The 25,470-nt window shown below is 66.5% G+C and carries 19 protein-coding genes, 1 tRNA gene and 1 pseudogene; 18 read left to right on the top strand and 3 right to left on the bottom strand.

The genetic code is table 11. From position 1 onward, the window contains the following. Positions 1-149: 149 nt before the first annotated feature. Entirely contained in the window at positions 150-905 is a 756-nt protein-coding gene (locus tag QMK24_RS12545; RefSeq protein ID WP_283465700.1) for a hypothetical protein, read from the bottom strand. 11 nt (positions 906-916) lie between these two features. Then, positions 917-2,095, bottom strand: a complete 1,179-nt coding sequence (gene eccE, locus QMK24_RS12540; protein WP_502962581.1) for a type VII secretion protein EccE — start codon at positions 2,093-2,095, stop codon at positions 917-919. Positions 2,096-2,412: 317 nt separating this feature from the next. On the opposite strand from eccE, the gene eccB reads away from it, so the two are divergent. The 9 genes from eccB to QMK24_RS12495 all read left to right on the top strand — a co-directional run bounded on the left by eccB (position 2,413) and on the right by QMK24_RS12495 (position 11,451). Next, positions 2,413-3,963, top strand: coding sequence for a type VII secretion protein EccB (gene eccB, locus QMK24_RS12535; protein WP_283465697.1), 1,551 nt, complete (start codon positions 2,413-2,415; stop codon positions 3,961-3,963). A gap of 179 nt (positions 3,964-4,142) precedes the next feature. Next, positions 4,143-5,318 carry a type VII secretion-associated serine protease mycosin gene (gene mycP / locus QMK24_RS12530; RefSeq protein WP_502962580.1) on the top strand — a complete coding sequence of 392 codons (1,176 nt, stop codon included), beginning with the start codon at positions 4,143-4,145 and terminating at the stop codon, positions 5,316-5,318. Positions 5,319-5,464: 146 nt separating this feature from the next. Then, complete coding sequence (locus QMK24_RS12525) at positions 5,465-5,812, top strand: WXG100 family type VII secretion target (protein ID WP_283465696.1); 348 nt, start codon at positions 5,465-5,467, stop codon at positions 5,810-5,812. A 38-nt stretch (positions 5,813-5,850) separates the two neighbouring features. After that, positions 5,851-6,132, top strand: a complete 282-nt coding sequence (locus tag QMK24_RS12520) for a WXG100 family type VII secretion target (protein WP_283465695.1) — start codon at positions 5,851-5,853, stop codon at positions 6,130-6,132. Positions 6,133-6,243: 111 nt separating this feature from the next. Continuing rightward, positions 6,244-6,744: a DUF2563 family protein gene (locus QMK24_RS12515; protein WP_283465694.1), complete on the top strand. Its 501-nt coding sequence runs from the start codon at positions 6,244-6,246 to the stop codon at positions 6,742-6,744. Positions 6,745-6,775: 31 nt separating this feature from the next. Then, a complete protein-coding gene (locus QMK24_RS12510; protein ID WP_283465693.1) occupies positions 6,776-8,251 on the top strand; it encodes a WXG100 family type VII secretion target in 1,476 nt (491 codons plus the stop codon). A 53-nt stretch (positions 8,252-8,304) separates the two neighbouring features. Continuing rightward, the gene (locus QMK24_RS12505; protein WP_283465692.1) at positions 8,305-9,552 is read left to right on the top strand and encodes a S8 family serine peptidase; all 1,248 of its coding nucleotides are present in this window, start codon (positions 8,305-8,307) and stop codon (positions 9,550-9,552) included. Positions 9,553-9,622: 70 nt separating this feature from the next. Continuing rightward, positions 9,623-10,378 (top strand): hypothetical protein, encoded by a 756-nt coding sequence (locus tag QMK24_RS12500; RefSeq protein ID WP_283465691.1) that lies wholly within the window; start codon positions 9,623-9,625, stop codon positions 10,376-10,378. 335 nt (positions 10,379-10,713) lie between these two features. Beyond that, positions 10,714-11,451, top strand: coding sequence for a hypothetical protein (locus QMK24_RS12495; protein WP_283465690.1), 738 nt, complete (start codon positions 10,714-10,716; stop codon positions 11,449-11,451). Between the two features lie 596 nt (positions 11,452-12,047). Here the strand turns inward: QMK24_RS12495 and eccCa are convergent. Further along, positions 12,048-16,013, bottom strand: a complete 3,966-nt coding sequence (gene eccCa / locus QMK24_RS12490; protein ID WP_283465688.1) for a type VII secretion protein EccCa — start codon at positions 16,011-16,013, stop codon at positions 12,048-12,050. 169 nt (positions 16,014-16,182) lie between these two features. Here eccCa and eccD point away from each other — a divergent pair, with 169 nt between their 5' ends. From eccD to QMK24_RS12440, 9 genes and pseudogenes are all read left to right on the top strand, one after another. Beyond that, positions 16,183-17,652: a type VII secretion integral membrane protein EccD gene (gene eccD, locus QMK24_RS12485; RefSeq protein WP_283465686.1), complete on the top strand. Its 1,470-nt coding sequence runs from the start codon at positions 16,183-16,185 to the stop codon at positions 17,650-17,652. 341 nt (positions 17,653-17,993) lie between these two features. Beyond that, entirely contained in the window at positions 17,994-18,176 is a 183-nt protein-coding gene (locus tag QMK24_RS41475; RefSeq protein WP_349307884.1) for a hypothetical protein, read from the top strand. Between the two features lie 35 nt (positions 18,177-18,211). Further along, a pseudogene (locus QMK24_RS12475) lies at positions 18,212-22,179 on the top strand (DUF6531 domain-containing protein); the annotation flags it as partial. 15 nt (positions 22,180-22,194) lie between these two features. Continuing rightward, on the top strand, positions 22,195-22,500 hold the full coding sequence (locus QMK24_RS12465; RefSeq protein ID WP_283465683.1) for a hypothetical protein: 306 nt from the start codon (positions 22,195-22,197) through the stop codon (positions 22,498-22,500). Beyond that, complete coding sequence (locus QMK24_RS12460; RefSeq protein ID WP_283465682.1) at positions 22,497-22,997, top strand: hypothetical protein; 501 nt, start codon at positions 22,497-22,499, stop codon at positions 22,995-22,997. The genes QMK24_RS12465 and QMK24_RS12460 overlap by 4 nt, the downstream gene beginning before the upstream one ends. A 646-nt stretch (positions 22,998-23,643) precedes the next feature. After that, positions 23,644-23,877 carry a hypothetical protein gene (locus QMK24_RS12455; RefSeq protein ID WP_283465681.1) on the top strand — a complete coding sequence of 78 codons (234 nt, stop codon included), beginning with the start codon at positions 23,644-23,646 and terminating at the stop codon, positions 23,875-23,877. Continuing rightward, complete coding sequence (locus QMK24_RS12450; protein WP_283465680.1) at positions 23,874-24,356, top strand: hypothetical protein; 483 nt, start codon at positions 23,874-23,876, stop codon at positions 24,354-24,356. Before QMK24_RS12455 ends, QMK24_RS12450 begins: the two co-directional genes overlap by 4 nt. A gap of 1 nt (position 24,357) precedes the next feature. Then, the gene (locus tag QMK24_RS12445) at positions 24,358-25,089 is read left to right on the top strand and encodes a hypothetical protein (RefSeq protein WP_283465679.1); all 732 of its coding nucleotides are present in this window, start codon (positions 24,358-24,360) and stop codon (positions 25,087-25,089) included. Positions 25,090-25,282: 193 nt separating this feature from the next. Beyond that, positions 25,283-25,355, top strand: a tRNA-Arg gene (locus QMK24_RS12440). Positions 25,356-25,470: the final 115 nt, after the last annotated feature.

The following is a 25,470-nucleotide window of genomic DNA, read 5'->3' as shown; positions in this document are numbered from 1 at the left end:
GCTGGCTTCACCGAAGGTTGGCTCCCAGATGGCCCGCTCAGCCTCACGTAGGAGGCAAGCTGATCTTGCCATCCGCACGCTCTCGCCCCAGAGGCAACCGTCTGCACAAAGGATGAGCCATCTCATGATCAATCAAGTGAGCCCAACGCCTAGTCCATACGCCTCGGAGTGCCGAGAAGCCCCGCCTCGATGTCGGTCGGTTGTAGTCTGACGAACTTCCGGTGCTGAGTCGTGCACCACAACATCATGTCGTCGCCGAGTGATGGCAGTGCCTCCGCCTCCGCTCGGGGCAGCCGCAGAATCCGGGCGAGGACCGCGGCCTCCTCGGGGGAAACCCGCTGGATCCCGACCAGCCCTGCGTTGTCGAGCATCCGTGGCGCCGTCGGGCCCAGGAATGGCAGGAGCGTGAGCACGGACTGCCAGGGCGCGGCCGCCAGCCGGCTTCGCGGCGGCCGCATGCCGCAGTCCCGTACGACCAGGACCGGGCTGGAGACGGACGGACCCTGTGGTCCCACCTGCTTGACGTCGTGCACCGTCATGCACTGCTGTCCGCCGCCCGCGGCCTGCGCGAGCCCTGTCCAGGACTGCGGCCGGGCCGTTTCGACAGCGACGCGCGCACCCGTACCGGCCGTACGCAGCGCCAGCACCTGCGCCGTCCAGACACTGCCGATGACGACGACATCGAGCTGGGAGGGGCGGAAGAACCCCAGTACCGCGGGCCGTCCCTCCGCGTCGACGCCCGCGACGACCCCGTCGTCACCGAGCGGCAGCGACAGCGCGGCGAGCTGTCCCATGGGCAGCACGTGCCGGTCACGGCGGGGGCCCAGCAGCCCGAACCCGCGCCTCCCCTGTCCGGCCGAGGATGTCGCGGAAACAGCCGGACCAGTGGTTCCGGCAGGCGTCATGCGGGTGGCCGTCAACGGGTGCCTCCGAGGGGCAAGGTTGCTAGCAAACCTGGCAGTTGTTCGCGATCAAGCCGTACGAGACTGACCTTCTCTCCTCGCGCAGCTCGCTCCAACTGTCGTCGCACCGCGACTAGTTCGTCATTTCCGCGCGCGGTGAGCCGGACGTATCCGCTGACGGCCGGTGTGCCACCGGTCCCGCGCGACATCGCCAGACTGAATGTGCTGGCCAGCGCCGGCATCGATGTCAGGAGTGCCACCAGTTGTGCCGCCGGCATCGCCCCCGTACCCAGGTGCGGCCAGCGGCCCACCCAGTACGTCGTGTGCCATCGGTCGTCACAGCGCCAGGCCCGGGTGGACTCCGTGGTGCGCCGCAGCGGCGCACCCGCCCGCACCGCCAGCGCGCTCGCCTGCGGATTCACCCCGGCCGAGGTCGCGAGCGCGGACGTCACCTGCGCCTCGGTCAGTACCGAAGCGTCGATCCCCGCCCCCGCCAACCGGCTCGCCAGCTGGTCCGTGGCCCGCAACAGCGCACGCTGCGCCCCGCCGATCCCGCCGCCGCGTGCTCGCACCGCCTCCGGACACAGCTCCGGGTCGAGTTTCAGCGCAATCCAGGTGAGCCGAATCGCGGGCGTACCGGCCTGGGCCTGGAGCGGCGCATACGACCGTGCTGCCGCGGCCTGTTCAGGCAGATGCGGTCCGGGGGCGGGCTGGGTGTGCTGCACAACCTGTACCGACTCCAGCCGGATGTCGTCCACTTCCAGGGCGTCGTGCAGCAACCCGAGCGGTAGCGGTCGTGCGTCCCGGGCCATCCGCAGCGGTTCGTCCCGCGACTGCACGAGCAACAGTGCCGTCAGGAACGTTCCGTCACCCACCATGCCAATAGCGCGGTCGCGCTGCCGGTCGGTGTAGGTATAGGTCCGCAGCGCCGTGTCGCACTCGGCGACCGGCGCCAGCGCGGGATCCACCCCGTCCGCAACCCACGGCCGCCGCGCGGCCCTCAGCCGGCCGCGCAGTGCCATGGCCGCGTTCAGCCACTCCACCACCGGCCGACCCCGCCGCCGCAGCACCACCAACAGCACCAACCCCGCCGCCACCAGGCCCATCGGCACCAGCAGCATCCCGCCCGTCACCCACCCGACCAGCACCAGCGCGCCGGCGACCTCCACCAACACCACCTGATGCAGCCGCACGCCACCGATCCGTCCTGGCCGCGGATGCACACTCATCACTGCGGTCGTCGCGCTGCTCATCCCCCGGTATGTCCCTCCGTGTCACGGCACTACAGCGTGCGCAAGTCAGGCCGACGGCATCGGCACACCGACCTACGACCGCCCACTGTCCCACGCCCGTCGACACAGGGATCGGATAGGGGCTCACGCCCTGCTCGGCCGAGCAGGGACTCTGGCGACTGCCTGAAGCGTGGACCCGATCGGTGGTGAACCAGTGCCGGCGGGCATAGTGGGGGCGGTTCGCGAGGGACATACAACCACGGGGAGAAGTTCGGCAGATGGCATCACGGCGGGACGAACTCAACGCCTACACCTTCGCGAAGAAGCGGCTGGTCGCCGCCTTTCTGCAACCGTCGGCAGCCGGCACGGACGAGGCGGCGCCGCGCCCACTACGCGCCCTGCTGCCGGGGGTGGTGGTGGGTGCCCTGCTGCTGGCGGGCTTCGGTGCTTGGGGCATCTTCAAGCCCAAAGTTCCTGACGGCTGGTCCGATCCCGGTGCCCATGTCATCGTCGGCAGCGAATCGACAACCCGTTACGTCGTCCTGGAGACAAACGGCGTCAAGCGTCTGCACCCGGTGCTCAATTTCTCCTCCGCGAAACTGCTCCTGGACCCGGGCAAGTCCTCCGTAATCCAGGTACCGGAGTCCGAACTGGACAACGGAAAGCTGCAGCGGGGTCCGATGCTCGGCATACCGTACGCACCCGACCGGTTGCCCAGCGGGGACGAAGCGGGCCGGAACAAGCTCTGGGTGGTCTGTGAACAGCCCGGCGGCGGGACCGGCGACACCGTGCAGAAGGCGGTCTTCCTGCTGGCCGGCCGCGAGGCGGACAAGGTCGGCGGGAAACAGCAACTCCACGACAGCCAGGCGCTCTACGTCGAGGCCGACGGCACGGAGGGGACGCGATACCTGGTGGACCCGGACGGCACCCAGCACGTGATCGGGGCCACCAGCGGCAAGAAACTCTCGACCCGGGACGAGGTGCTGCGCCGCTCACTGTTCAGCGAGGGCGCACAGCCCCAGAAAGTCACGAGGGACTGGCTCGGCACACTGCATGCCGGCGCGCCCATCGACTTTCCTCGGTTGCCGAGCAGGGTCGGGTCCCCGGCCGGCGTCGGCAGCCTGGATCCCCGTCTCGACAAGGTGGGCATGGTACTCAAAGCCGTGGCTGGTACCGGCATGCAGCAGTACGTCGTCCTGCCGGGGGCGGTTGCTCCCGTGTCCGACCTCGTCGCCAGGCTGCTCCTGACGAGTCCGGAAGCGAAGGTGCTGGGCCAGAAGGCACAGGCCGCAGAAGTCGGACCGCAATCCTTCACCTCTTCCCCGGACGAGTTCTACGCGAAGTACGGCTGGCCGAAGACCGTCCCGACCCAGGCCAATGACACCTCGACCCGAACCGGAACCGTCTGCAATGTGATGCACGGAGTCAATTCGGGGGGGGTGCCCGAACTCAGCACCTGGGCCGGCCCCGGCTATCCGGTTCAGTTCCTGGACGGGGCCACCAGCGCGTACGTCACGCCCGGCAGCGGTCTGCTGTACCGGCAGTTCGACGGCGCGTCTCCCACCACCGGTTCGATCTTCTTGGTGACGGACACCGGGCTCCGTTACGCCGTGCAGACGAACAACGACAGCAGTGCGGATCGGTCGGGAATCGGAGCCACTGCGAAGCCGCAGACGCCGGAGGAGCTGGCGTCCAATGTCAGCCAGGCGCAGATCCGGCTCGGCTACAAGGACGTGCGCCCACTGCCGGTGCCGGACAACTGGTCCGGTTTCCTACCCAAAGGACCCCGGCTCGACACCAACAGCGCCAAACAGCCACAGAGTTCCTGAGGGCGGAAGGGAGGAAGCGCGTGATGATCACTCGTAGCGGATTCCGGTCCCCGGCCGTCATGGTGCTCCTAATGTGCGCGGTGAGCGTCAGCCTGACGGGGTTCGCACAGGCGCCCGCGACCGCAGAGGGTTCCGACCCGCAAATGGGTTCCGAAGGCAGCGGTGAGTGCACGTTTCCGATGGCGAAGCAGATTCAGGGCCTCCCCTGGGCGCTCCAGCGGGTGGTCTTCGACGAGCTCTGGCAGGACACGAAGGGAAAGGGTGTCCGGGTCGCAGTGATCGACACTGGTGTCGACGACGCGAATCCGCAGTTGTCGTCTGCTGTAGACCGGGCCGCCGGGACCGATCTGCTTCCGCACCCGGAGGACAAGCCTCAAGACCCCGCTATGGAAGCCTCGAAGTCCAAGGGCAAGACCAAGACCAAGGGCGACGCGAAGGTTCCGGTGAGGTCCGGCGATGGGGATGGCACAACCGATCCCGTTGGCCACGGCACCAAGGTTGCCGGCATCATCGCGGCCCGTCCGCGCGTGGGCACCGGCTTTGTCGGCCTCGCTCCGGAAGCGACGATCATCCCGATCCGGCAGAACGACGACAAGGGCTCAGGCACTGCCGCGACGATGGCTGCGGCCATCCGCCATGCCATCCAGAAGGACGCCCGCGTCATCAACATCTCCCAGGACACCGTCAAGCCCCTGCGAGCCGACTCCGATCTGGCGCTTGCTGTGCGCGAGGCTCTGAACAGAGACATCGTCGTGGTCGCTTCCGCGGGCAACGACGGTCTCGCCGGTGAGGTCAAGATGACCTATCCGGCGGCCTATCCGGGCGTCCTGGCGGTGGCTGCATCGGACCGCAATGACGAGCGGGCGCCGTTCTCCCAGACCGGAAGTTTCGTGGGGGTCGCGGCGCCAGGTGTAGACATGGTGTCCACCGTTCCGAAGGGCGGTCAGTGCGTCGACAACGGCACGAGCTTCTCGGCCCCCTACGTCGCCGGAGTCGCGGCCCTCATCCGGGCCAAACACCCCCGCTGGACGCAGGCCCAAGTGGTCGCCCAGATCGAACAGACCGCCGAACGTCCGATCAAGGGACGGGATGACTTCATCGGGTGGGGGGTGGTCGACCCTGTGCGCGCTCTCAACGAGGACGAACATCCGGTGAGCATTCCGACCCCGGATCACGCGGTGTCGGACGGTCCCGTCGGACCGGAACCGATGGCCCTCCACCTGGGTGAGACCAGGCAGGAGCGGATCACCCGCATCTCGACCTATGTACTGACCGGCACGGGCGTCCTGATCGCAGTGATCGCGGGCTGCGCGGTGGTGCTACGGGACCGTCGCCGCCGCTCCGCAACTAGATGATTTCTCAACAACACAGCGCAGGCGAGGCGGTGTTGGATTTGGGAGACGGCTGTGGTTAAAGTGATTATTGACAACTTTGGTCCGATGTATCCGCAGTAGCCGAAGTCGGGCAACTGCGACATCCGATTCATGGGGGAAGGTGCGTTATGGGAGACAAGCTCAGGCTTTCATCAAGCCAGATCGAGAAGCTCATTACCGATCTCGGCAATATGCACGACACGCTCGAAGGCAGGATCAACCACCTCAATGGCGTCGTCGACGCCGTCGAAGGTCACTGGAAGGGCGTTGCGGCCAACGCGTACAACGGCCTCCAGCAGCGGGTGAATGCCGACGCCCGCAACTTGAAGGAGCTCCTCGCCTTCACCAAGGAAGCCGTCCAGATGAGCCGTGACGGCTTCGACGAGCAGGAAGTCGAGCGGCTCAACAGCTTCAAGAGCGCCGGTGGCGACTTGGGCAGCAACGGTGTCCTGGACCGGTTCCAGGTCTCTTCGTAGCCCGTACTCATCCCACCTCGCATCAGGAGACCGTTTCAATGGAGATCACGTACTCCGGGGTCGTCGAAGCCTCGAACCAGGTCAAGTCGACCGCCAACACCATCAAGTCCGAGCTCGACGACCTGAACACCAAGGTCAAGGCCGTCGTTGACACCTGGGACGGCGAGACGCAGCAGGCGTTCTACGACCGGCAGCGTTCCTGGGACCTCAAGGTGAACGACATGCACGAGACCCTGCTGACGATCTCGGCCAAGCTCATGGACGCCACCGAGGGCTACCGGTCGAACGACCAGGCTCAGGCCCGGCGCTTCCAGGGCTGACACAGCCTCAGATGAATCACGCAGGAACCGGCACGCTGTGGGTGTGGGATGCGATCAGCGCATCCCACCCCCACGCCTGCGGTACCGCGGCACCTTAGGGGAGGTGATTCCATGGGTTCTCAACTTCCGGACGACGGACCGCGTACTCCGATGTACGGCCCGTACATTGTCAAGGGCAAGCCGGCGGATCTGGAGACGCCCACCGAGTCTCTGCAGAATTTCAAGGCCCGTGTGGACAGACTTCTCGCGACGCTCGACAAGTCGCCGGCCGCGCACGCCCGCATCACTGATCAAAAGGTGACCACCAGCGCGTACGGCACCGGATTCCCGGAAGCCATCCAGCTGTCCGGCGCCTACGACACGGTGCATGCCCGCCTGGAGATGCTCTCCAAGACGCTCGGCGACCAACTGGAAGCGATGGGCATCACTGTCGATCTGGCCGACCGTGGCTACCAGAACGTCGACCAGGAGCACGCCGACCGTCTCTTCGCCATCCAGAAGCGCACCGAGATCTATTACAAGAAGCCCGGGGCCGAGACAGATCCTGGGTCGCCCGCAGCGGGCAAGGACAAAACCGGTGGGGGTTCGTCCAGCGGAACTGACGGCATGTAACACATGAAGTGAACGGGGGACAGGGACAAGCATGGGCGACGCCAAGAAGCTGCCACCACTCAACGCCTGCTACAACACAACCGACTTCGAGAACATGTCGTACGAAGACATGCGCAGCATGGTCCGCGGCGTCAACGCCACGGAGATCATGGGCAAGGGCACCGCTCTCGTCGACGCACAGACCGAGATCGAGAAGATCGGCACCGAGCTCAAGGAACACATCGGCCGTACCACGTGGCAGGGCAAGGGCGGTGACGCCTTCCGCGAGTGGGGCAACGACTTCGCCAAAGAGACCCTGAAGCTGGCCGACTACGCCGGCGCCGCGGGCACCTCGATGCAGACGGCGGGCCAGGCGCTCAGCGAGGTCGTCACTGCGATGGGGGGACATCCCGACGCCACACAGATGTGTTTCGCGGACGAGAAGAAGGAAAAGGCCCGGATAGCAGCCGTCGAAACGGCGCGCAACGAGGCCATTCCCCAGATGAACAAGCTCGCCTCGTACTACCTGATGGCACAGCAGTCGATCTCCTTGCAGGAGGAGCCGAACTTCAGGCCGTTGCCGAACGAGGTCCTGCCGACTCCTACTGGTCATGAGGGCGGCCAGGAGAGTTACGGTCCGCCGGGAGGCCACTCCGGGGGAGGCACGTATTCGGCCACGACCTCGCAGGCCGGTGGCGCCTCGAAGGCGCATCACTACACCGCCTCGCGCCCGGGTGACTTCACCGCGTCGTCGCCGGACGGCGCTCCCGTTCATACGCCGCAGCACGTCACCGTGGTGCCCGGGGCTCCGGACACCACAGGGACGAACATCGACACGGTGACGATGCCACCGGCCCTGCCACCTGCCACGCTCCCGCCCAGCGGTGGATTTCCCCCTCCGGGCCCAGTCGGCGGCGGACACCTGACACCTCCGCCGCCTGTGGTGATGCCTCCGTACACGGGTGGCCCCTCCAGCCCAGGAGGAGGCGGCAGGCGTACTCCCCCCACCGGGCCGGGCGGCAGGAACGGCGTGGGAGGCGTCCGGCCTCCCACCATCACCCGGACCGACACCGGCATCGTCGGCGGTACGCGGGCTCCAGGCCAGACCGGAGCGGACTCGGTCCGGAGCACATCGCGTGGAACGGTGATCGGCAGCGAGAAGCAGTCGACCAGCCACGGAATGATGGCAGGCGGCGGTGGTGGCGGTCACGGCGTGACAGGGGGGCGGTCCGGTCCTGGCGGCGGCTCGCAGCGCCTAGTCAGCGAGCCGGGTGGCACCGTTCGGGCTCCCCGCGGAGCACAGCCGGGGGCGGGACGGGAATTCACCCCGGGTGGCACCGGTCTCGTCCGTGAATCACCGACAGCGGGCAGTGCGAAGGGCCCGATGGGTGGTTCCATGGGCAGCGCGCCCCAGGGCGCACGGCGACGTTCGCAACGACGCGATGGCGCGAACCCGGGTTACCTCACCGAGGACGAAGAGACCTGGGCCCCGGGGGACCACGGCGTGGTTCCCCCTGTGATCGGCTAGAGCCGGTTCCAGGGCAGCGACGCCGGATGGCGGACAGAGAACGAGTGGGTGGCATGAGGTCAACGGTCAAGCGTCAGCGCAGGCGAGCACAGGCGGTGATGTCAGTACTCGGTTCTCTGCTCGTCATCGGCGGCGCCATCGCCCCCGCCGCGTCGGCGGACACCATGCGCGATCGACAGTGGTACTTGGACCGGATGCAATCCGAGGAAATGTGGGAGGTCAGCACCGGCAAGGGGATCACTGTCGCCGTCCTCGACAGTGGCGTTCTCTCCACCGCGCCTGAACTGACTGGGAAGGTCCTTGCGGGGAAGAACTTCGTGGAACCGCAGAAGGATGCACGCGCGGACCCGAGTGGACACGGCACGGCCATGGCGATGCTGATCGCAGGCAATGGTGTCAACAATCAGGGGATCAAGGGCCTTTCCCCAGACGCGAACATCCTTCCACTGACGGTTCTCGGATCCACTCAGGAATCCGGCACGAACAGCGCCAAGGCTCTCATTGAAGCTCTTCGCTACGCGGCGGACAGTGATGCCCGTATCATCAACATGTCTTTGGGCTTGGAGGGCTTCAGACTGAAGGCCGGCGAGCAGGATCAGATCCAGCAAGCGGTTGATTACGCGGTACACCGCGGCAAATTGCTTCTGGCTTCGACCGGAAACAACGGCGACACAGGGAACGATGTCTCTTATCCGTCGGCAAGTCTCGGCGTAGCCGGTATCGGGGCAGTCGATAAATCGTCATCGGTCGCGAAGTTCTCCGTTTTTGGGCCCCAAGTAGCCCTCGCTGCACCGGGCGATGACATCCCAAGTCGCTGCATCGATGGCAAGTCCGGCTACTGCCGTAGCTGGGGCACCAGCCAAGCCACCGCCATCGCCTCCGCCTCAGCCGCCCTCATCTGGGCCATGCACCCGACCTGGACCGGGAACCAGGTGCTGCGTGTCCTGATGAACACCGCAGGCAAGCCGACCGAGGGCGCGGTCCCCAGCCGCTACATCGGATACGGCACGGTCCGCCCCCGCATGGCGGTCCTCGGCAACCCCGGAGACCCGGGCCCCGCCGATGTGAACCCTCTGGTTGCCACCCGCTCCCCCAATTCCCCATCACCATCGTCGTCAGCCTCCAGTGGCTCCGGCCCCTCGAAACCGCCGACCCAGCAGGCATCACCCGGCACCACGGCGAAGGCCGGCGACGGCAAGGGAATCAGCGCGATCGTCTGGATTGCCGTCGGGGTCGGCGCGGTGGTCGTGATCGGCGCGGTGCTCCTGCTGCGCCGACGGAGTGCCGGTCTCGGGCGTTGAATTCGTGTAATCAATCACCCGTAGCCCCATCCAGATTCGACTGTAAGCGCATAGGCCAGGCGGAGGCATTGTGAACGAAGATTTCATACGCGAACTGCAACAGTTCCAGCAGAATGCGCAGAACCTGCAGAACCTGATGACAGATATGCAGAACCGAATGCCCCAGGGTGCCGAAGGAACGGACGCGCAGGGGGCCATCTCCATACGTTTGGCACCGGATGGGCTTCCGGAATTCATCAAGGCCGCATCGGACTGGCAGCGCAGGCAGGCACCCGAGGCCATCGGAGCTGCTGTCGGCGAGGCTTACGGAGCGGCCATGGGCGAACAGATGGCCGCTTGGGGTCAGGCCTTCGAGGAAAGCAACTGGCAGGGCGAGGCGGACCAACTGGACGGCCCCCTTGGTCAACCTGCCGCATCGTCCGCTTCCACGGTGCAGCCCGAGGTCCTTGACCGGGACTTGCGCTACGTCATCCCTCGCCCGCTCGACGAAGTGGCAGAGGACGTTCTCTCGGCCTTCGACGCGGTGGAGCGGATGGAGGAGTCGGTGTCCGAACCAGCGGAGATCAAGGGAACGTCCACTGCCCGCCATGTGGCTCTCATCGTGTCCAAGGGTGCTCTGCGCTCCTGCGAGGTAGATCGACAATGGGCAGCCAGGAAGTCGTACATCGGGCTGAATCAGGCATTTGAGCAAGCCCTAGCCGACGCTCGCGACCAGCTGAGCAGGGCTGAGTCCGTCGCCGCAGATGATGTTGCGGGCCTGCAGTTGGACAGTCTGTTGAACGAGGCTCTGGCCATACTCGTCGACCCGCAACATTTCGCCGATTAGGTTTCGAAGGGACAGATTGAAATGGCCGATCTCAAGCACATAACCGATGCATTGCGTACCGAAGCGGGGGTGTGGGACAAGCAGAGTACAGCCATAGGCGAAGTAGCTCACTCGGCTCAGGCGATGCGGCTGACGCGAATTGAGGCCGGTGTATTCCAAATAATTGTCTCCGCCTACAGTTCGGCCATCGATCAGATATCTGCTCGATGCCTCGAAGGAGAAAGTCGAATGTCGGAAGTCGCGGATGCGTTGATCAAGAACGCGAATGCCTACGACAACCATGAGCAGGACACCAAGAACTCCGTCAACGACGCCTACTGACAAGAGGGAAAAAAATGGCATTCAACGTGGCTCAAACCGAAGCAACTATTGAGAAGCTGAATTCAGGCATTGTGACGCTTTCGGCGAAGTTGAATCAAGTCGGGCCGCGAGCGGAGTCGACGGTCAATCACTGGTACGTTCCGGATGCCGTTGCAAAACCGTTGATATGGTTTGCCAACAAGATCATAGAGATTGGATGTTGGATCCGGGACAAGATCATCGAGTGCCTGAAAGGGGCCGCCGCGCCGGTCATGATGTATCTCGATTCACAGGATTGGGAGGGCCCTGCACTCCGTGGAAAAGTGTCCGGCGTCGCCGGCAATCTGGCACCGGAGGCACTCAAGGCGCCGATCGTCTGGAAAGGCGAAGGAGCCAATGCCTATGTCGCGGCCGTAAAGGGTCAACCAACTGCCGCTACTCAGATCGAGACGAGCGCCGACAAGCTTGCATCGGCATTGATGATTTGTGCGGCAGGTGGAATGGCCTTCTACTTGGCGCTGGCCGCAGTCTTGATCAAGGCCATCGTCATCACGATCGCAGCGATTGCCGCGACAGCTTCCGTCGTATTTTCTTGGGCGGGGTTTCTCGGATTTATCGGAGAAGCGCTGTCAGATGCCGGCATCATCACCGGGCTCCTGGTAGCCCTGGCAGGACTACTCACGTCGCAGCTCAACGCAATAACCACCGCCAAGGGTGAAGCAAATGACAACAGCGCCTTCCCGGAAGGAAAATGGCCGATCGCAACGGCTTGACGAATTCGCGGTGCAGTAGTATTTGATACGCCCGCCCCGCAATATTTGGCGAGGCATGCCGGGATGGACTATGAGAATGGTTGGCTATTTCCTCCCATGTATTGGATTCGGGTAACACTATGGTGTGCCGCCCTGGCCTCCTTCAGCATTCTCTTCTCCTTCACATCCGGCAATGTGCCGTTGGTGGTTTCCCTTTCCGTACTGGGCATAATCCTGCCCGGGATCGCCGAAACATACGCAGGTCAGCGGCGGCGGAGAGATTGGTACGCGAAGAGGTTCACGTCCATCGACGAACTACGTCTCATCCTGACGGATGAGGCGGCGCTCCGCCGGGTCCGGGACCAAAAGGGCGTGCTTGCAGCTGCACGTCAGCTCAGGCGCCAGTTCCCCCGATGTCCCATTGCTGAATCCGTCAAGCTGATCGAGTCGCTGTAACTCCGCCACTCGGTCACCTTCGGCCTTGGGATGTGCCCGCAACACTGGTCAAAGTCAGAGAGTTGTGAGCCCGCGCGCCACGCATGACGCGCCCGTCCGCTAGCGACGCGGGGGGTCAGCCCATCACCGGGCTGACCCCCGCGTCGTTCCCGATGACCCGCTCAGTCCGCCGCTGTCGGCAGCCAGCCCGTCTGGATCAGCGAAGGCACGCCGCGACGGGAGACGAACAGGCCGCGGCCCGGCGGGAGGGGGCGGGCCTTCACGTCGCCGAGGAGTTCGCCCTCGCCGGGGTGACCGGACAGGACGACGCCCTGGGCTCCGAGTTCCTTGAAGCGCTGGATGAAGGGCTCGTACGAGGAGCGGCCGGCCCCCGCGCTGCTGCGCGCGATGATGATGTTCACCCCGGCGTCGCGGGCGTACGGCAGGTTGTCGACCAGCTGGGACATGGGGTTGCCGGACGACGTGGCGACCAGGTCGTAGTCGTCGACGACGATGAACGCCCGGGGCCCGCTCCACCAGCTACGGGTGCGCAACTGGTGCGGTGTCACATCGGTGCCGGGGATGCGGCTGCTGATGAGGGTGTTCATGTCCTGGAGGTACTTGTCGAACGCGTTCTGGGTCGTGGCGTACCCGACGAGGTAGGGCTCGGGCACGCACTCCAGGAGGCTGCGCCGGTAGTCGCCGACGCAGATCAATGCCTCCTGCGGTGTGTACCGCTCGGTGATCTGCCGGATGAGCAGCCGCAACACAGCGGTCTTCCCGGACTCCGACTCGCCGAAGACCGCGAACAGGGGATCGGTGTCGAAGTCGACGAAGACCGGTGCGAGGTTCATCTCGTCGATTCCGATCGCGACTCCGCTGCGCGCTTCGCTGTGGCCGGTCGGCAGGTCACGCGCGGACAGCATCCTGGGCAGCATGCGGACCTGCGGGGCGTGCGGGCCGGGCCAGTTGTCGGCCGACGCCCGGACGAAGGCGGCGGTGGCCTCTGACAGGTCGTCGTCGGTGCCCGCGGAATTGTCGACGCGCGGCAGCCCGCCCATGAAGTGGAGCTTCTCCGCTGTCAAACCGCGGCCCGGTGTGCCAGTGGGGACGTTCACCGCTATCTTGCGGTCCAGTTCGGAGTCGGTCGGATCGCCGAGGCGTAGCTCCAGCCGATTGAGCAACTGATCCTTGAGGGCTGCCCGCATCTCCATGTAGCGGGAAACGGTGGCGATCAGGTGCACGCCCAGGCCCAGGCCCCGTGCGGCGATGTCAGCGACGACGGGCTCCAGGAACTCGTAGTCCGTCTTGAAGGACTGCCAGCCGTCGATGACCAGGAAGACGTCGCCCCACGGCTCGTCCGGAAGCCGGCCGGCCGCGCGAAGCTGGCGGTACGTGGTGATCGAGTCGATGTTGTTGTCCCGGAAGAACTCTTCGCGCCGATTGAGGATCCCGGAGACCTCAGCGACCGTGCGGCGAATTTTCTCAGGGTCAAGACGGGAGGCCACCCCTCCGACGTGGGGCAGACCCTCGACGGCGATCATGCCGCCGCCGCCGAAGTCCATTCCGTAGAACTGCACTTCGTGCGGAGTGTGGGTGAGGGCGAAGGAGCCGATGAGGGCGCGGAGAAGAGTGGATTTGCCTGAGCGGGGGCCACCGACGATGAGCATGTGGCCGGCGGCGCCGGAGAAGTCCCGCGCGAGGAAGTCGCGCCGCTGCTCGAAGGGCTTGTCCACCAGACCGAAGGGGACGACCAGGGCGCCGTTCTGGGCGTACTGCGGGGAGTGGAGTCCGCGCTCTGGCGACACCGCCAGCGGGGGCAGCATCTGATCGAGGGAAGGGGCTTCGGTGAGAGGCGGCAGCCACACCTGATGGGCGAGAGGCCCTTGACCCTCCAAGCGGCGCACGATGACATCGAGAACGGTGTCCGCCAGCGCATCGGCGGTTCCCTGTCCGGGCGCGAGGGAGACATCCGGATCGGGCTCGGGGTAGTGGACCGCCACCGGAGTCGCGGTGAACAGCACGGGACGCCGGTCGATGGGAAGTTCTCCGCTGCCGACGATCGGCGGGACTCCCGGCCGGTAGGTGCCCGACACGTACGCGGCCTTGAAGCGGGTCATCCCCTCGGTACCGAACTTCAGGAAGCCGGAGCCGGGGACCGATGGCAGGTGGTACGCGTCCGGTACACCCAGGGCAGTACGGGATTCGGCGGCTGAGAAGGTGCGCAGGCCCACACGGTAGGACAGGTAGGTGTCCAGGCCGCGCAGGCGGCCCTCCTCCAGACGCTGCGAGGCCAGCAGCAGGTGCACGCCCAAGGACCGTCCAATGCGGCCGATCTGGATGAACATGTCGATGAAATCAGGCTTGGCGGTGAGCAGTTCGCTGAATTCGTCGATCACCAGGACCAGTGAGGCCAGGGGTTCCAGTGGAGCCCCGGCGGCGCGGGCCTTCTCGTAGTCGGTGAGGTTCGCGTAGTTGCCTGACGCCCGCAGGAGTTCCTGGCGGCGCTGCAGCTCACCGGTGATGGAGTCCCGCATTCGGTCGACCAGGGTGAGGTCGTCCGACAGGTTGGTGATGACCGCGGCGACATGTGGAAGCTCGGACATCCCGGCGAAGGTCGCACCGCCCTTGAAGTCGGCCAGGACGAAGTTCAGGGTCTCGGAGGAATGGGTGACCGCGAGGCCCAGCACCAGGGTGCGCAGCAGCTCGGACTTTCCGGAACCGGTCGCTCCCACACACAGTCCGTGCGGGCCCATGCCCTCCTGTGCGGCCTCCTTGAGGTCGAGCATGACGGGCGAGCCGTCCTCACCGATGCCGATCGGTACGCGCAGCCGATCGGCCGTCGAGCGTGGCCGCCAGACAGTGCTGGTGTCGACCGCGGCCGGGTCGCCGATTCCCAGCAGATCCGTGAAATCCAGGTTGGCGAGCAGAGGTTCGTCATCCTCCGCGCCGCTTCCCATCCGCAGCGGAGCGAGCTGACGGCCGAGGGCCTCTGCGGTTTCGACCGGCAGGGAGTCGGGCGTGCCGTGATAGGCGGCGGCCGCCGACTCCAGCCGCAGCCGGCCCGGCCGTACGGCGACGTGCAGTCCGCCGCGGGGTTCGTCCAGCTCCTCCGGAACGATCTCCACGACGGTCACACCCTGCAATCCCTCGGGAGAGGCGAGCAAGGACTCCGGGGGCACGAGACCGCCGTCCAGCACAACGACCACGTGTGGCTGGTCAAGGAGCGGTGAACCCTCGCGGTTGAACCTCGACCGGCCCGCCAGGGTGCTTTGGAGCAGTGCTTCGACCTCCGTCAGCTCGTCGCCGAACAGCCGCTTCGTGCCCGCTCCATCCGAGGACCCGGGAAGCTGGGTGTGCGGCAGCCACTTCGTCCAGTCCCACTGGTCCGTCACATCCGTGGATGCCACTACCGCGACCATGAGGTCATCAGGTGAGTGCAGCGCCACCAGGCTAGCCACCAGCGCACGTGCGGAACCGCGCACTGACCCCGGCTCGCCCGATATCACGAGGTGGTAAAAGGATCGAAGAGATACCGCCATGGGAAGCCGGTCGAGCGAACCATGCGTGGCCAGGAATTGGTGCATGGCACCGGCCGACAGCGGCTCCAACTCATCCAGCGGCGCAGTGGTCGGAGCCACCAGAGGTGTCCACAACTGCTGTGGTCCCAGACCGATCCGGACCTGCCCGAAGTCCTTATCGCCGATCCGCCGCTCCCAGAGCCGTCCTCCCTCGGCGACAAGCGACCACAACTGGTCAGGATCCGGATGCAGATAGAACTGCGCGTCCCTCTGGACCCGCGCGGTACGGCGTACCTTCCGCCGGGTCTGCGCGAGATACTTCAGGTAGTCCCTGCGGCCATCCGAGGCCTCGCCCTGGGTTCCTTTGCGGTACCGAATCACCTGCGCTATCGCCATGGCCGCTGTCGACAGCAGCATCATGACGCCCATGATCTTCATGAACGGCTGTGAGCCGGGCATGAAAAAGAACACCACCGATGAGCCCATGCCGAGCATCGGCAGCAATTGCATTGCCATGCCCTCCTCCTGCCCACGCGGCAGTTCAGGAGGCGACTCGAGCCGCAGCTCCGCCGCGGATGTCTCAGGTGGCATGGCCCGGGGCGGGCGCTTGACGACGATCTGGGTCACCGGCGAATCAATCCCTCAATGCGGCCCGGAGAGTTGTGAGCCGGCGCCCCCGTGGCAGCGACCTACCTCCGCGCGACGATGATCCTACGTGTAGGCCATGAGGTGGACCCCGATAGGGTGGCGCCCCTGTCCAGGAGCGCGGTGTGCAGCGAGCGAGGGGATCCATCAGGTGAGTTCGACCCTGACAACCGGTTTTTGCCGAGTAACGGTCGTGGCACCGGACAGCCGTATCGATGTCGCCCTCCCGGACGATGTCGCCGTCGCCGATCTCCTTCCTGAGATCCTGCGGCTGACCGGCCAGACCACTCCGCCGGGGGCACCCCCCGGCTACCACCTGGCCCGCCGCGACGGCACCCTCCTGGACGCCACCCACCCGTTGACGATCCAGCGGGTCCTGGACGGTGATGTCCTGCGGCTTCGGCCCTTCGCCGAATCGCTCCCCCCGGCCGTGTTCGACGATGTCGCCGACGCGGTCGCGTCCGCAGTCCGTCGCGACCGAGCTTTGTGGAGCGACGACCTGTTCGGCGTCTCCGGTCTCTTCGGCGGCGCATTGCTCCTCGTGCTCATGGGCTTTGTGCTCTGGTTCGCCGACCCGGTTCGGCATGACATGCACGGCCTGCCGGGCGTCGTTGCTGCCGCCGTCGGTACGCTGCTCACCGCGCTCGCGGGCGTCAGGGCACGGGTCTACGCTGACCGGGCCTCCGCGATCGCGCTCGGCCTCGCGGCTCTGCCACACCTGATGATCGCCGGGTCCGGCCTCCTCGCGCTCGACCCGGGCGCCGGCGTCGGACGACTCCAGTTCCTGCTCGGCTGCGCCACGGTGCTCATCTTCTCCACCGGGCTCGTCGCCGCGATGCCGTCCGGCGACGCGCCCTTCGTCGCCGTTGTCTTCGCCTCAGCAGTCGGCACTCTCGCGACGTTCTGCTCGATCCTCACCGGTGCCCGTCCCAGTGAGACCGCGGCTGTCTGCGTGGTCATCGCTATCGGCGCCATCGCCTTCCTGCCAGGACTCTCCGCCCGTGTGGCCCGCCTGCCCATCGGCTACGCCACCCCGCGGCCCATGACGGATGCTGACCTCGACAACGAGCCAGGCGTCGGCGAGCCCGATCCTGTCGACGCCGAACGCATCGCGGCCCAGGCCCGGCGCGGGCACGAGCTGCTGCTGGGCCTTGTCGGAGGCTGCTGCGTGGTGATGGTCGCGGCCGCCGCTGTCCTGGGCTTCTCCACCAGCGTCTGGGGCCAGACCCTCGCCCTGGTCGCAGGCCTGGCCATGCTGTTGCGAGCCCGGCTCTTCCGTTACACCGCCCAGGTCGTCGCCGTGCTGGGCGCTGGTCTCACCGCCCTAGGTCTGCTGATACTGGGGCTGTCACTCAATCCGCCGACCGGCGCTGTCATCAAGTTGCTGACAGAACAGGACCGGGGACCGCTCGACATCCGCACCTTGTGGCTCGCCGCGGCCGTCACGGCCGGTGCCACCCTGCTGATCGGCATCGCTCTGATCATTCCGAAGAAGGGACTGTCACCCTTCTGGGGCCGTCTCTCCGACCTGGCCGAGGTGGTTCTCCTCCTCGCGCTCGTCCCCCTCTGCCTGGCCGTCCTCGACGTCTACTCCTCCGCACGTGGCATGACCAGCGGGTAGACCAACGACAGCAACGGGCAAGATCGCCGAGAAGCTCGGCACAGGGCATCGAGCGTCGCGGACGAGGAGAACCGCCCCACCTGTGCCAATGGCCTCATGACTAGGGCCATCTGACGCGCATCTGCACATCAACGGGGGAGAGTTGTGGGCGGCGACGATGCGAGCGCGGGGAAGATCCTCAACATATCCACGGCTGATCTGAAGTCGTCGGCTCCGGTCTTCCACACCCAAAGTGGGGCCCTGCGTACGGTGGCTGCCACGCTGCGGACGACGCTGGACGGCCTGGGCAAGGCCTGGGCAAGGCCTGGGGCGATGACGATCCCGGCACGGACTTCGACGCGGTGTACGCGCCGGTCCGCACCTCGGTCGATACGGCTGTCGGCATCCTCGTCCTGGGCTTGGCGAGCATTCATGACGCGATGAACGACATGGCCGACGGCCATATCGACAACGACAAGCTGATAGCCGGGATGTTCACGAAGCCGAAGCCTGCCGACGGTCCCGCGAACGGCGGCGTCAAGTGAGCGTCGAAGACACCGTCAAGAGCCTCCTCGAGGACATGGGCATGTGGTGGCCCGACGCGGACTCGGGGAAGGTCCGCGGGGCAGCGACCTCCTGGCGGACCTTCGCCGACGCGGTCGACAAGGTCGCCACGGCGACCGACGGCAAGGCTGCCGCCCTCATCCACAACAACACCGGTGAGGCGATCGACGCCTTCGCCGTCTTCTGGGGTCGCTACCGGGGTCCCGGTGGCAAGGGCTGGCTCAACGACCTGGCCGGCACATCCCGTCAGATGGCCGTCGCCGTCGATGACGCGATCAACAAGCTGTGGACCGAGATCGGGGTCTCGGCCGCAGTCATCGCGGCCGGTGTAGGGCTGGCGGTCTTCACCTTCGGTATCTCCACAGCGGCCTCGGCAGCCGCGGCCACCGCCATCGTCGAGCTCGCCGCGTCGCTGGGCATCGGTGTCTCGGCCATCGTCGCGGAGATCGCCGGTGCGACCCTGGCCGGAGCGACCATCGCCGGCATCGAGTCCGTGACGATCGATCTTGCCGTCGCCCAGCCGCTGAAGATCGCCACCGGCCTGCAGGAGGGCTTCAACCTCGACGAACTCAGCACCGCTGCCAAGGACGGCATGCTGTACGGGGGTGTTTTCGGGACCGCGGGCGGCACCATCGACGCCGCCGCCACCCGCGGAATGAGCCCCCTGTTCCGCACTACCGGCATACCGAACCTGCTGACACCACCCCTGGAGCGCCCGCCGGGCTGGAGCGTCCTGAAGCGGCCCACCGCTCCATCGATCCGGCCCAACGGAGCCGATCTGCCGGCCGGCGCCCGCCGGATCGACAACATCCGGTGCGCTCTCGACCCGATCGACGTCGCCACAGGCACGATGCTGCTCCCGCAGACCGACGTCACGCTGCCCGGTGCGCTGCCCCTGCTGTTCGAGCGCACCCACCTCTCCTCGTACCGCGCGGGCGGCTGGTTCGGGCCCTCCTGGGCCTCCACCCTGGACGAACGCCTGCAACTCGACGCCGAAGGCATCGTCTACGCAGCCGCCGACGGCATGCGCCTGGTCTACCCCGTCCCAACGGCCGGCGCCCCCGCTCTGCCCGAGCGGGGGCCACGCTGGCCGCTGGCATGGGACGGCCGCCCCGACGGCGTCATGACCCTCACCGACCCTGCCACCGGCCACGTCCGCACCTTCGGACGACCCGCTCGCACCGCCGCCCACGACACCGTCGACCTGCCGCTCGACAGCATCGAGGACCGGGCCGGCCACCGCATCGACATCGACCGCACCCCGACCGGCGTCCCCACCGCGATCCGGCACTCCGGCGGCTACCACCTCGCCGTCGACACCCACGGCCCCCGCATCACCGCACTGCGCCTCCTCGACCGGGAACCCTCGCCCTACGAGCGCCCCCGCGACACCCCCGGCACGGTTCTGGTCCGCTACGGCTACGACCACGCCGGTCGTCTCACCGAGGTCACCAACTCCAGCGACGTTCCCCTGCGTTTCACCTACGACACCGACGGCCGGATCACCTCCTGGACCGACCGCAACGGCAGTTCGTACACCTATGTCTATGACACCCGTGGCCGTGTCATCGCCACGCAGGGCACCGACGGGCTCCTGTCCGGCACTCTCGACTACGACGACGCCGCCCGCACCACCACGGTCACCAACTCCCTGGGCCATCAGCACACCTACCGGCACGATGCCACCTGCCAGGTCGTCGCGGAGACCGACCCGCTGGGCAACACGACCGCCACTGAGTGGGACCCCCTGGGAGAACACCCTCTCGCGGTGACCGATCCACTGGGCCACACCACCCGCTACGCCTACGACGCAACGGGCAGACTCACCGGGGTGTCGCTTCCCGACGGCACGACGGCGCAGGCCGCGTACAACGCTCTCGGGCTCCCGACCGAGGTCATCGAGCCGGGGGGTGCCACCTGGCGCCACACGTACGACGCCACCGGCAACGTCCTCGCCACCGTCGATCCGACCGGCGCCGAGACCGCCTACGCCTACGACTCCGCCGGCCACCTGGCCTCCGTCACCGACGCCTTGGGCCATGTCCAGCACGTCATCTGCGACCCGGCCGGTCTGCCGACCGCGGTCACGGACCCGCTCGGCCACACCACCGCCGTGCGGCGCAACACGTTCGGCCGCATCACCGAGGCCACCAACCCCCTCGGGCACACCACTTTCTTCGGCTGGACCACCGAAGGCAAACCCGCCTGGCGCGAACTGCCCGACGGCGCACGGGAAACCTGGGACTGGGACGGCGAAGGCAACTGCGTCTCGCACACCGGTCCCGCCGGGAACACCACCCATCTCACCAGCGGCGCTTTCGATCTCCCCACCACGCGCACCGACCCGGACGGCGCCACCTACGCGTTCACCCATGACACCGAGCTAAGGCTGACCGGGGTTACCAACCCCCAGGGGCTGACATGGTCGTACGCCTACGATCCGGCCGGACGGGTCACCAGCGAGACCGACTTCAACGGGCGCACTCTCCGCTATACCCACGACGCGGGTGGCCGGCTGACGACCCGCACCAACGGTGCCGGCGAAACCCTCACCTACACCCGCGACCCGGCCGGCCGACCCCTCCTGACCAGCACGGACGACGGAAGTGAGACGAGGTTCTGCTACGACGCCGCCGGCTTCCTCACCGGCACCGGCAACCGTGACGCCACACTCACCTGGGAACGCGACGCCCTCGGCCGCGTTCTGACGCAGGCAACCGACGGCCGCGCCATGACCTGTGTCTATGACGCACTCGGCCGCCGGACTCGGCGCACCACCCCCACGGGAGCGGTTTCCCACTGGACCTACGACGCCGCGGGCCGGCCCACCGCCCTGCGCACCGACGCCGGAACCCTCGATTTCGCGTACGACGCCGCCGGCCGTGAAACCGGGCGCCGTCTGGGCGAACACGTCGAACTCACCCAGACGTGGGACAGCGCCGACCGTCTCGCCACGCAGACCGTCACCCACCTGGCTCCTGGGGCTGACCTTCTCCTTCAACACCGCACCTACTCCTACCGGGCGGACGGTCACCTCACCGAGTTCCGGGACCTCGCCTCCGGCACCCGCCGCTTCACCCTCGATCCCGTCGGCCGCGTCACAGCCGTGACCGCCCACGGCTGGAGCGAGACCTACGCCTACGACAGCGCCGGCAACCAGGCCCACGCCAACGCTCCCGGCCATGCGTCCGACGGCGACCGCGCATTCACCGGCACCCTCATCCAACGTGCCGGCCGCACCCACTACACCCACGACGCCCAGGGCCGCCTGACCCGCAGGACCCGCAAGCTCCTCAACGGCCAGAGCCGGACCTGGACCTACACCTGGAATGCCGAGGACCGCCTCACCGACACCACCACCCCGGACGGCGAGAGCTGGCACTACACGTACGACCCCCTCGGCCGCCGCACCACAAAGCAACGCCGCACCCACGACGGCACCATCGCCGCCCGGACCACCTTCACCTGGGACGACACACGCCTCGCCGAACAAACCACCGGCGAAGAGCGCACGACCACCTGGGACTACGCCCCCGGCACCCACCGGCCCCTGACCCAGACCGACCGGGAAACCCCTGCTACAGGCACCACCAGCTCGCTGATCAGCCGCTTCAGCCAGGCCACCGCCGACCCGGACGCGACGCGCTTCCACGCGATCATCACCGACCTGACCGGTACACCCACCGAACTCGTCACCACCACCGGCCACATCACCTGGCAGCACGCACCACGCTCTGGGGCACCCCCCTCCCGGCGCCCACCCCCTCGGGCGCCGAGCCCCCCATCGACTGTCCCCTCCGATTCCCCGGCCAGTACCATGACGCCGAAACCGGCCTGAACTACAACTACTTCCGCCATTACGACCCCGAAACCGCCCGCTACGTATCACCCGACCCGCTGGGCCTCGATCCGGCACCAAATCCGAATACTTATGTCAACAACCCACTTACGTGGAGCGATGTACTCGGACTCAAGCCATGCAAGATTCGCGTTTCCCCGATGGCTTCCGACTGGGCCACCAAAGGCGCCCACGTCCACATCGGCAAAGATGAGGTCCGCATTTTCGCAAACGCGAAGGGCATCATCACCGGCGAACCGATCCGCCTCAAAGCAACTGGCTGGGCGTCCGAAAGCAGTGTCCGGAAAGCCGTCGAGGCAGTGAATTCAGACCCCGCCCTTCGTGCCGACCTCATTGCAAAGGCAAAATCAGCCAAGGAGAACATGCTCGACCACAACTGGGGCAACACAGTGAACCGCGCGAACGAAATGCAAGCTCTCATCGACTCCCTGGAGAAGACTCCGTGAATGGTGCCGAATTTCTGGCCGAAGTCATCGCGAGTGGCAGAGTGCACGGTGTCGGCATCGGCTCCTCGCTGGCGGAAGTAGGACGCGTGCTGCGGGCCGACTTCATTGATGTACATGACGATCCTGACAATCTCCAGCTTCGGCGAGATTACGGCGTCATCGAATTCTGTTTTACCGACGGCCCTCAATGGCGATGCACAAGCATTTCGATCCAGGTCCACCGATTCGGTACCGATCCTAACCAGATTGCCCAATGGCGGACCGCCCAGCAAGTGGATTTTTCCCAGTATGTAGCCTGGGACGATGTACTCGAACGGCTCTCCGCCGTTCGCGATGCGCCAGAACTCATGCCCAGCAACCAAGGGGAGTTCATCGAATACCGGGCGGCCTCGACGGAGGTTTCTGTCTTTGTTCTGAACAATCGTGAAGAGCGTGACGAGTGGCCGGGGCACGGCGACGTCTGGAGCGTCGTGCTCCAGAGCTTCGAGAAGGCCTGAGCGCCAAATGACGGCCGGCCCGGCAGAGGGGCGGGCGAGCCGATGCGGGAAGCGGCACGCCCCCGTTCGAAGGCGTGTCGCCCTCCCACATCTCCCCGTACGAAGGCCGTGCGGCGGCGCGGCCGCCCGGATGTAAGTGAGGCCGGCTGGGACCGGCTCAGCGGATGGGTCGGTGGACGTTGTCGGTCGTGGCGGGGGCGTCGTCGGCGATTCCGGGCCGTCGCCGCTGGGTCGACGATGCCGGTCTCCAGCCGGTGTAGGCGCCGCCGCACCCCGTCGACGACCTTGCGGTCTAGGTCGTCGACGTTGGACCACAGGCGGGTGAAGAGCTCCTCCGCCACGCGACCACCACCGACCTGACCGGCACACCCACCGAACTTGTCACCACCGCCGGCCACCTCACCTGGCACCGCACCACGCTCTGGGGTACCCCTCCCGGCCAGGGCGGTTGCAAGTTCCGGGGTCCTGCTATTGGTCCAGTGGTGATCGGTTTGGGTGCATGGCAGGGCAGGCACGGGCGCCATGATCATTTTGGTGTCTGAAGCCCGATGAGCATGAGGTCCTGACCTTGCGCGCCACCTTTCTGGAGATGAAGCGCCCCGGACCGCACCGCTTGGTGGCCAGTTCCCGCTCGTCCTCTATCGTCGTGCAATCCAGCGTGGGCGCCGGCTTCAGTGAGATCGCCCGCCGCAGTGGCCTGTCCACCATGGCCCGCAAGGTCGAACCGCGGGACGTCACCCGCTACGTCGCTCGCCAGATCCTGAACGAGACGGGGCAGCTGTCCGAAGTCGCCCGCCGCCTGGGGCTGTCCTCCCTCGACCAGGCAGCCGACCTGGCGGACCTGCAGTGGAATACGCCCCGTCGAGGCGATGCCACGTGACCTCGCCGAAGAAGCGCACAAGGCGCGAGCGGACGCAAAAGGCGCCTGCCTACGTCATGGGGGCCATTCCCGACGACACGTTCGGCGCCGCTACCGACCCCCCGCCGCCGAAGGGGCCTGAGGCGCCGCCGCTGACGGTCAGCAAGCGGTTCAAGTACCTCCTGGACAATCCCGACCTCTACACCGCTGTCAGCGCCTTTCCCTCGCCGAGCAGGGTTGGTCGGCCCGCTGTCCACCCGCCCATCGCCTATCTGGTCTTCCTTTGCGCCATCTCACTGTTCGGCTCCGCGCGGGCCACCGCGTCCCACTTCGAGGAGGAGCAGTGGTGGGATGTCGTACGCCAGGGCGTCCGCACCCACATGGGCGATGAAGCCGCGGATGCCCTTCGGTCGACCGGGCCCACGCGCAGTCAGTGGAACTACTTCTTCCACATGATTCTTCCACATGAAGCTCAAGCCAGACTTCGCAAACCTGCGTAACGTGAGCCGCGAACTTTGGATCCAACAGGCCCTCGGCCACGGAATGATGAAGGAATCCAGCAAGCGGACCAGTCGAAGCTACCCGGAACGTCACCAGGTCCTCCACGCCGACGCCACCGTCGCCTGCCCGCCCTCCTCGCAGCAACACCGAGAGACTGTGAACGAGGTGACCGGAGAAGTCCGCCGCCATCGGGTCGACAGCGACGCCAGCTACACCGTCGAAGGCGGTGGCACCCGCGTCTACGGCAACAAATTCCTCTCCGCCGCCGTACGCCTCGCCAATACTTCCCACAGCCGCGTCATCCTGGGCATCGAGTCCATTCGGCACAAGTCAGCCAAGTGCGACCCCCTCCGCGACGACGAAGGCACCGCCTTCATCAAGCTGGCTCGGCACATCTTGAACCGAGCGCCTGGCCTACGCGCCGTCACGTATGACTGTCAGTCTCTTCGTACCGGATCCCGCAAGGATCGGGTATTCCCGGCCGCGACGGGGCGGCAGAGGTTCAACCGGACTGAACACCTGCGCCAGGTTCCCCCGAACACCCATGCCGACAGTCGTCTCAAGGGCTTCCGCCAGGACAGCGAGTCTCAGCACTCACGCTTCGACCAGAGCTACCCGCACAAGCGGGTCCCGGCCTACGGCGCGAACGCCGCGCTGCTCATCTACATCGGTTACGCCTGGCTCAGCAACTCCGCCACCCGCGCCATGATCGACTTCGACCCCGCAGCGTAGTTCCCTCTGGCTCTGGTCCCACCCGCTGGGAAGCGCCGGGGGCCATGGAGCCGAATGCAGATCAAGCGCCACCCGCTACACTGACCGCGGTGGCCCGGCCTCACAGTCAGGCCTCCGCAGTCTGTCCGCAAGGCGGCTTGGATCATCGCGTCTACCTGCACCGATTTTCCGACACGTTTTCCGACAGATCCCCGCCCCAGTAGCTCAGGGGATAGAGCACAGCTCTCCTAAAGCTGGTGTCGCAGGTTCGAATCCTGCCTGGGGCACGGTTGTTGATCGGCTGTTGATCAGCGCGGGAACCGCGAGAACGTAGGAGGCCGGGCCCGGACATTCGTCCGGGGCCGGCCTTCTTCGCGTCGGGCCTTCTTCGCGCCGCCGACA

The sequence above is a fragment of the Streptomyces sp. PH10-H1 genome (genome assembly GCF_030063355.1).
Lineage (GTDB): Bacteria > Actinomycetota > Actinomycetes > Streptomycetales > Streptomycetaceae > Actinacidiphila.
Note: the sequence above shows the minus strand (reverse complement) of the source record. Positions and strands in the feature narration are given on the sequence as shown.

Coding starts and splice junctions, on each gene's coding strand:
- QMK24_RS12545 (WP_283465700.1), bottom strand. CDS start 905: ATGACGCCTGCCGGAACCACTGGTCCGGCTGTTTCCGCGACATCCTCG.
- eccB (WP_283465697.1), top strand. CDS start 2,413: ATGGCATCACGGCGGGACGAACTCAACGCCTACACCTTCGCGAAGAAG.
- mycP (WP_502962580.1), top strand. CDS start 4,143: ATGGCGAAGCAGATTCAGGGCCTCCCCTGGGCGCTCCAGCGGGTGGTC.
- QMK24_RS12525 (WP_283465696.1), top strand. CDS start 5,465: ATGGGAGACAAGCTCAGGCTTTCATCAAGCCAGATCGAGAAGCTCATT.
- QMK24_RS12520 (WP_283465695.1), top strand. CDS start 5,851: ATGGAGATCACGTACTCCGGGGTCGTCGAAGCCTCGAACCAGGTCAAG.
- QMK24_RS12515 (WP_283465694.1), top strand. CDS start 6,244: ATGGGTTCTCAACTTCCGGACGACGGACCGCGTACTCCGATGTACGGC.
- QMK24_RS12510 (WP_283465693.1), top strand. CDS start 6,776: ATGGGCGACGCCAAGAAGCTGCCACCACTCAACGCCTGCTACAACACA.
- QMK24_RS12505 (WP_283465692.1), top strand. CDS start 8,305: ATGAGGTCAACGGTCAAGCGTCAGCGCAGGCGAGCACAGGCGGTGATG.
- QMK24_RS12495 (WP_283465690.1), top strand. CDS start 10,714: ATGGCATTCAACGTGGCTCAAACCGAAGCAACTATTGAGAAGCTGAAT.
- QMK24_RS12465 (WP_283465683.1), top strand. CDS start 22,195: ATGGCTTCCGACTGGGCCACCAAAGGCGCCCACGTCCACATCGGCAAA.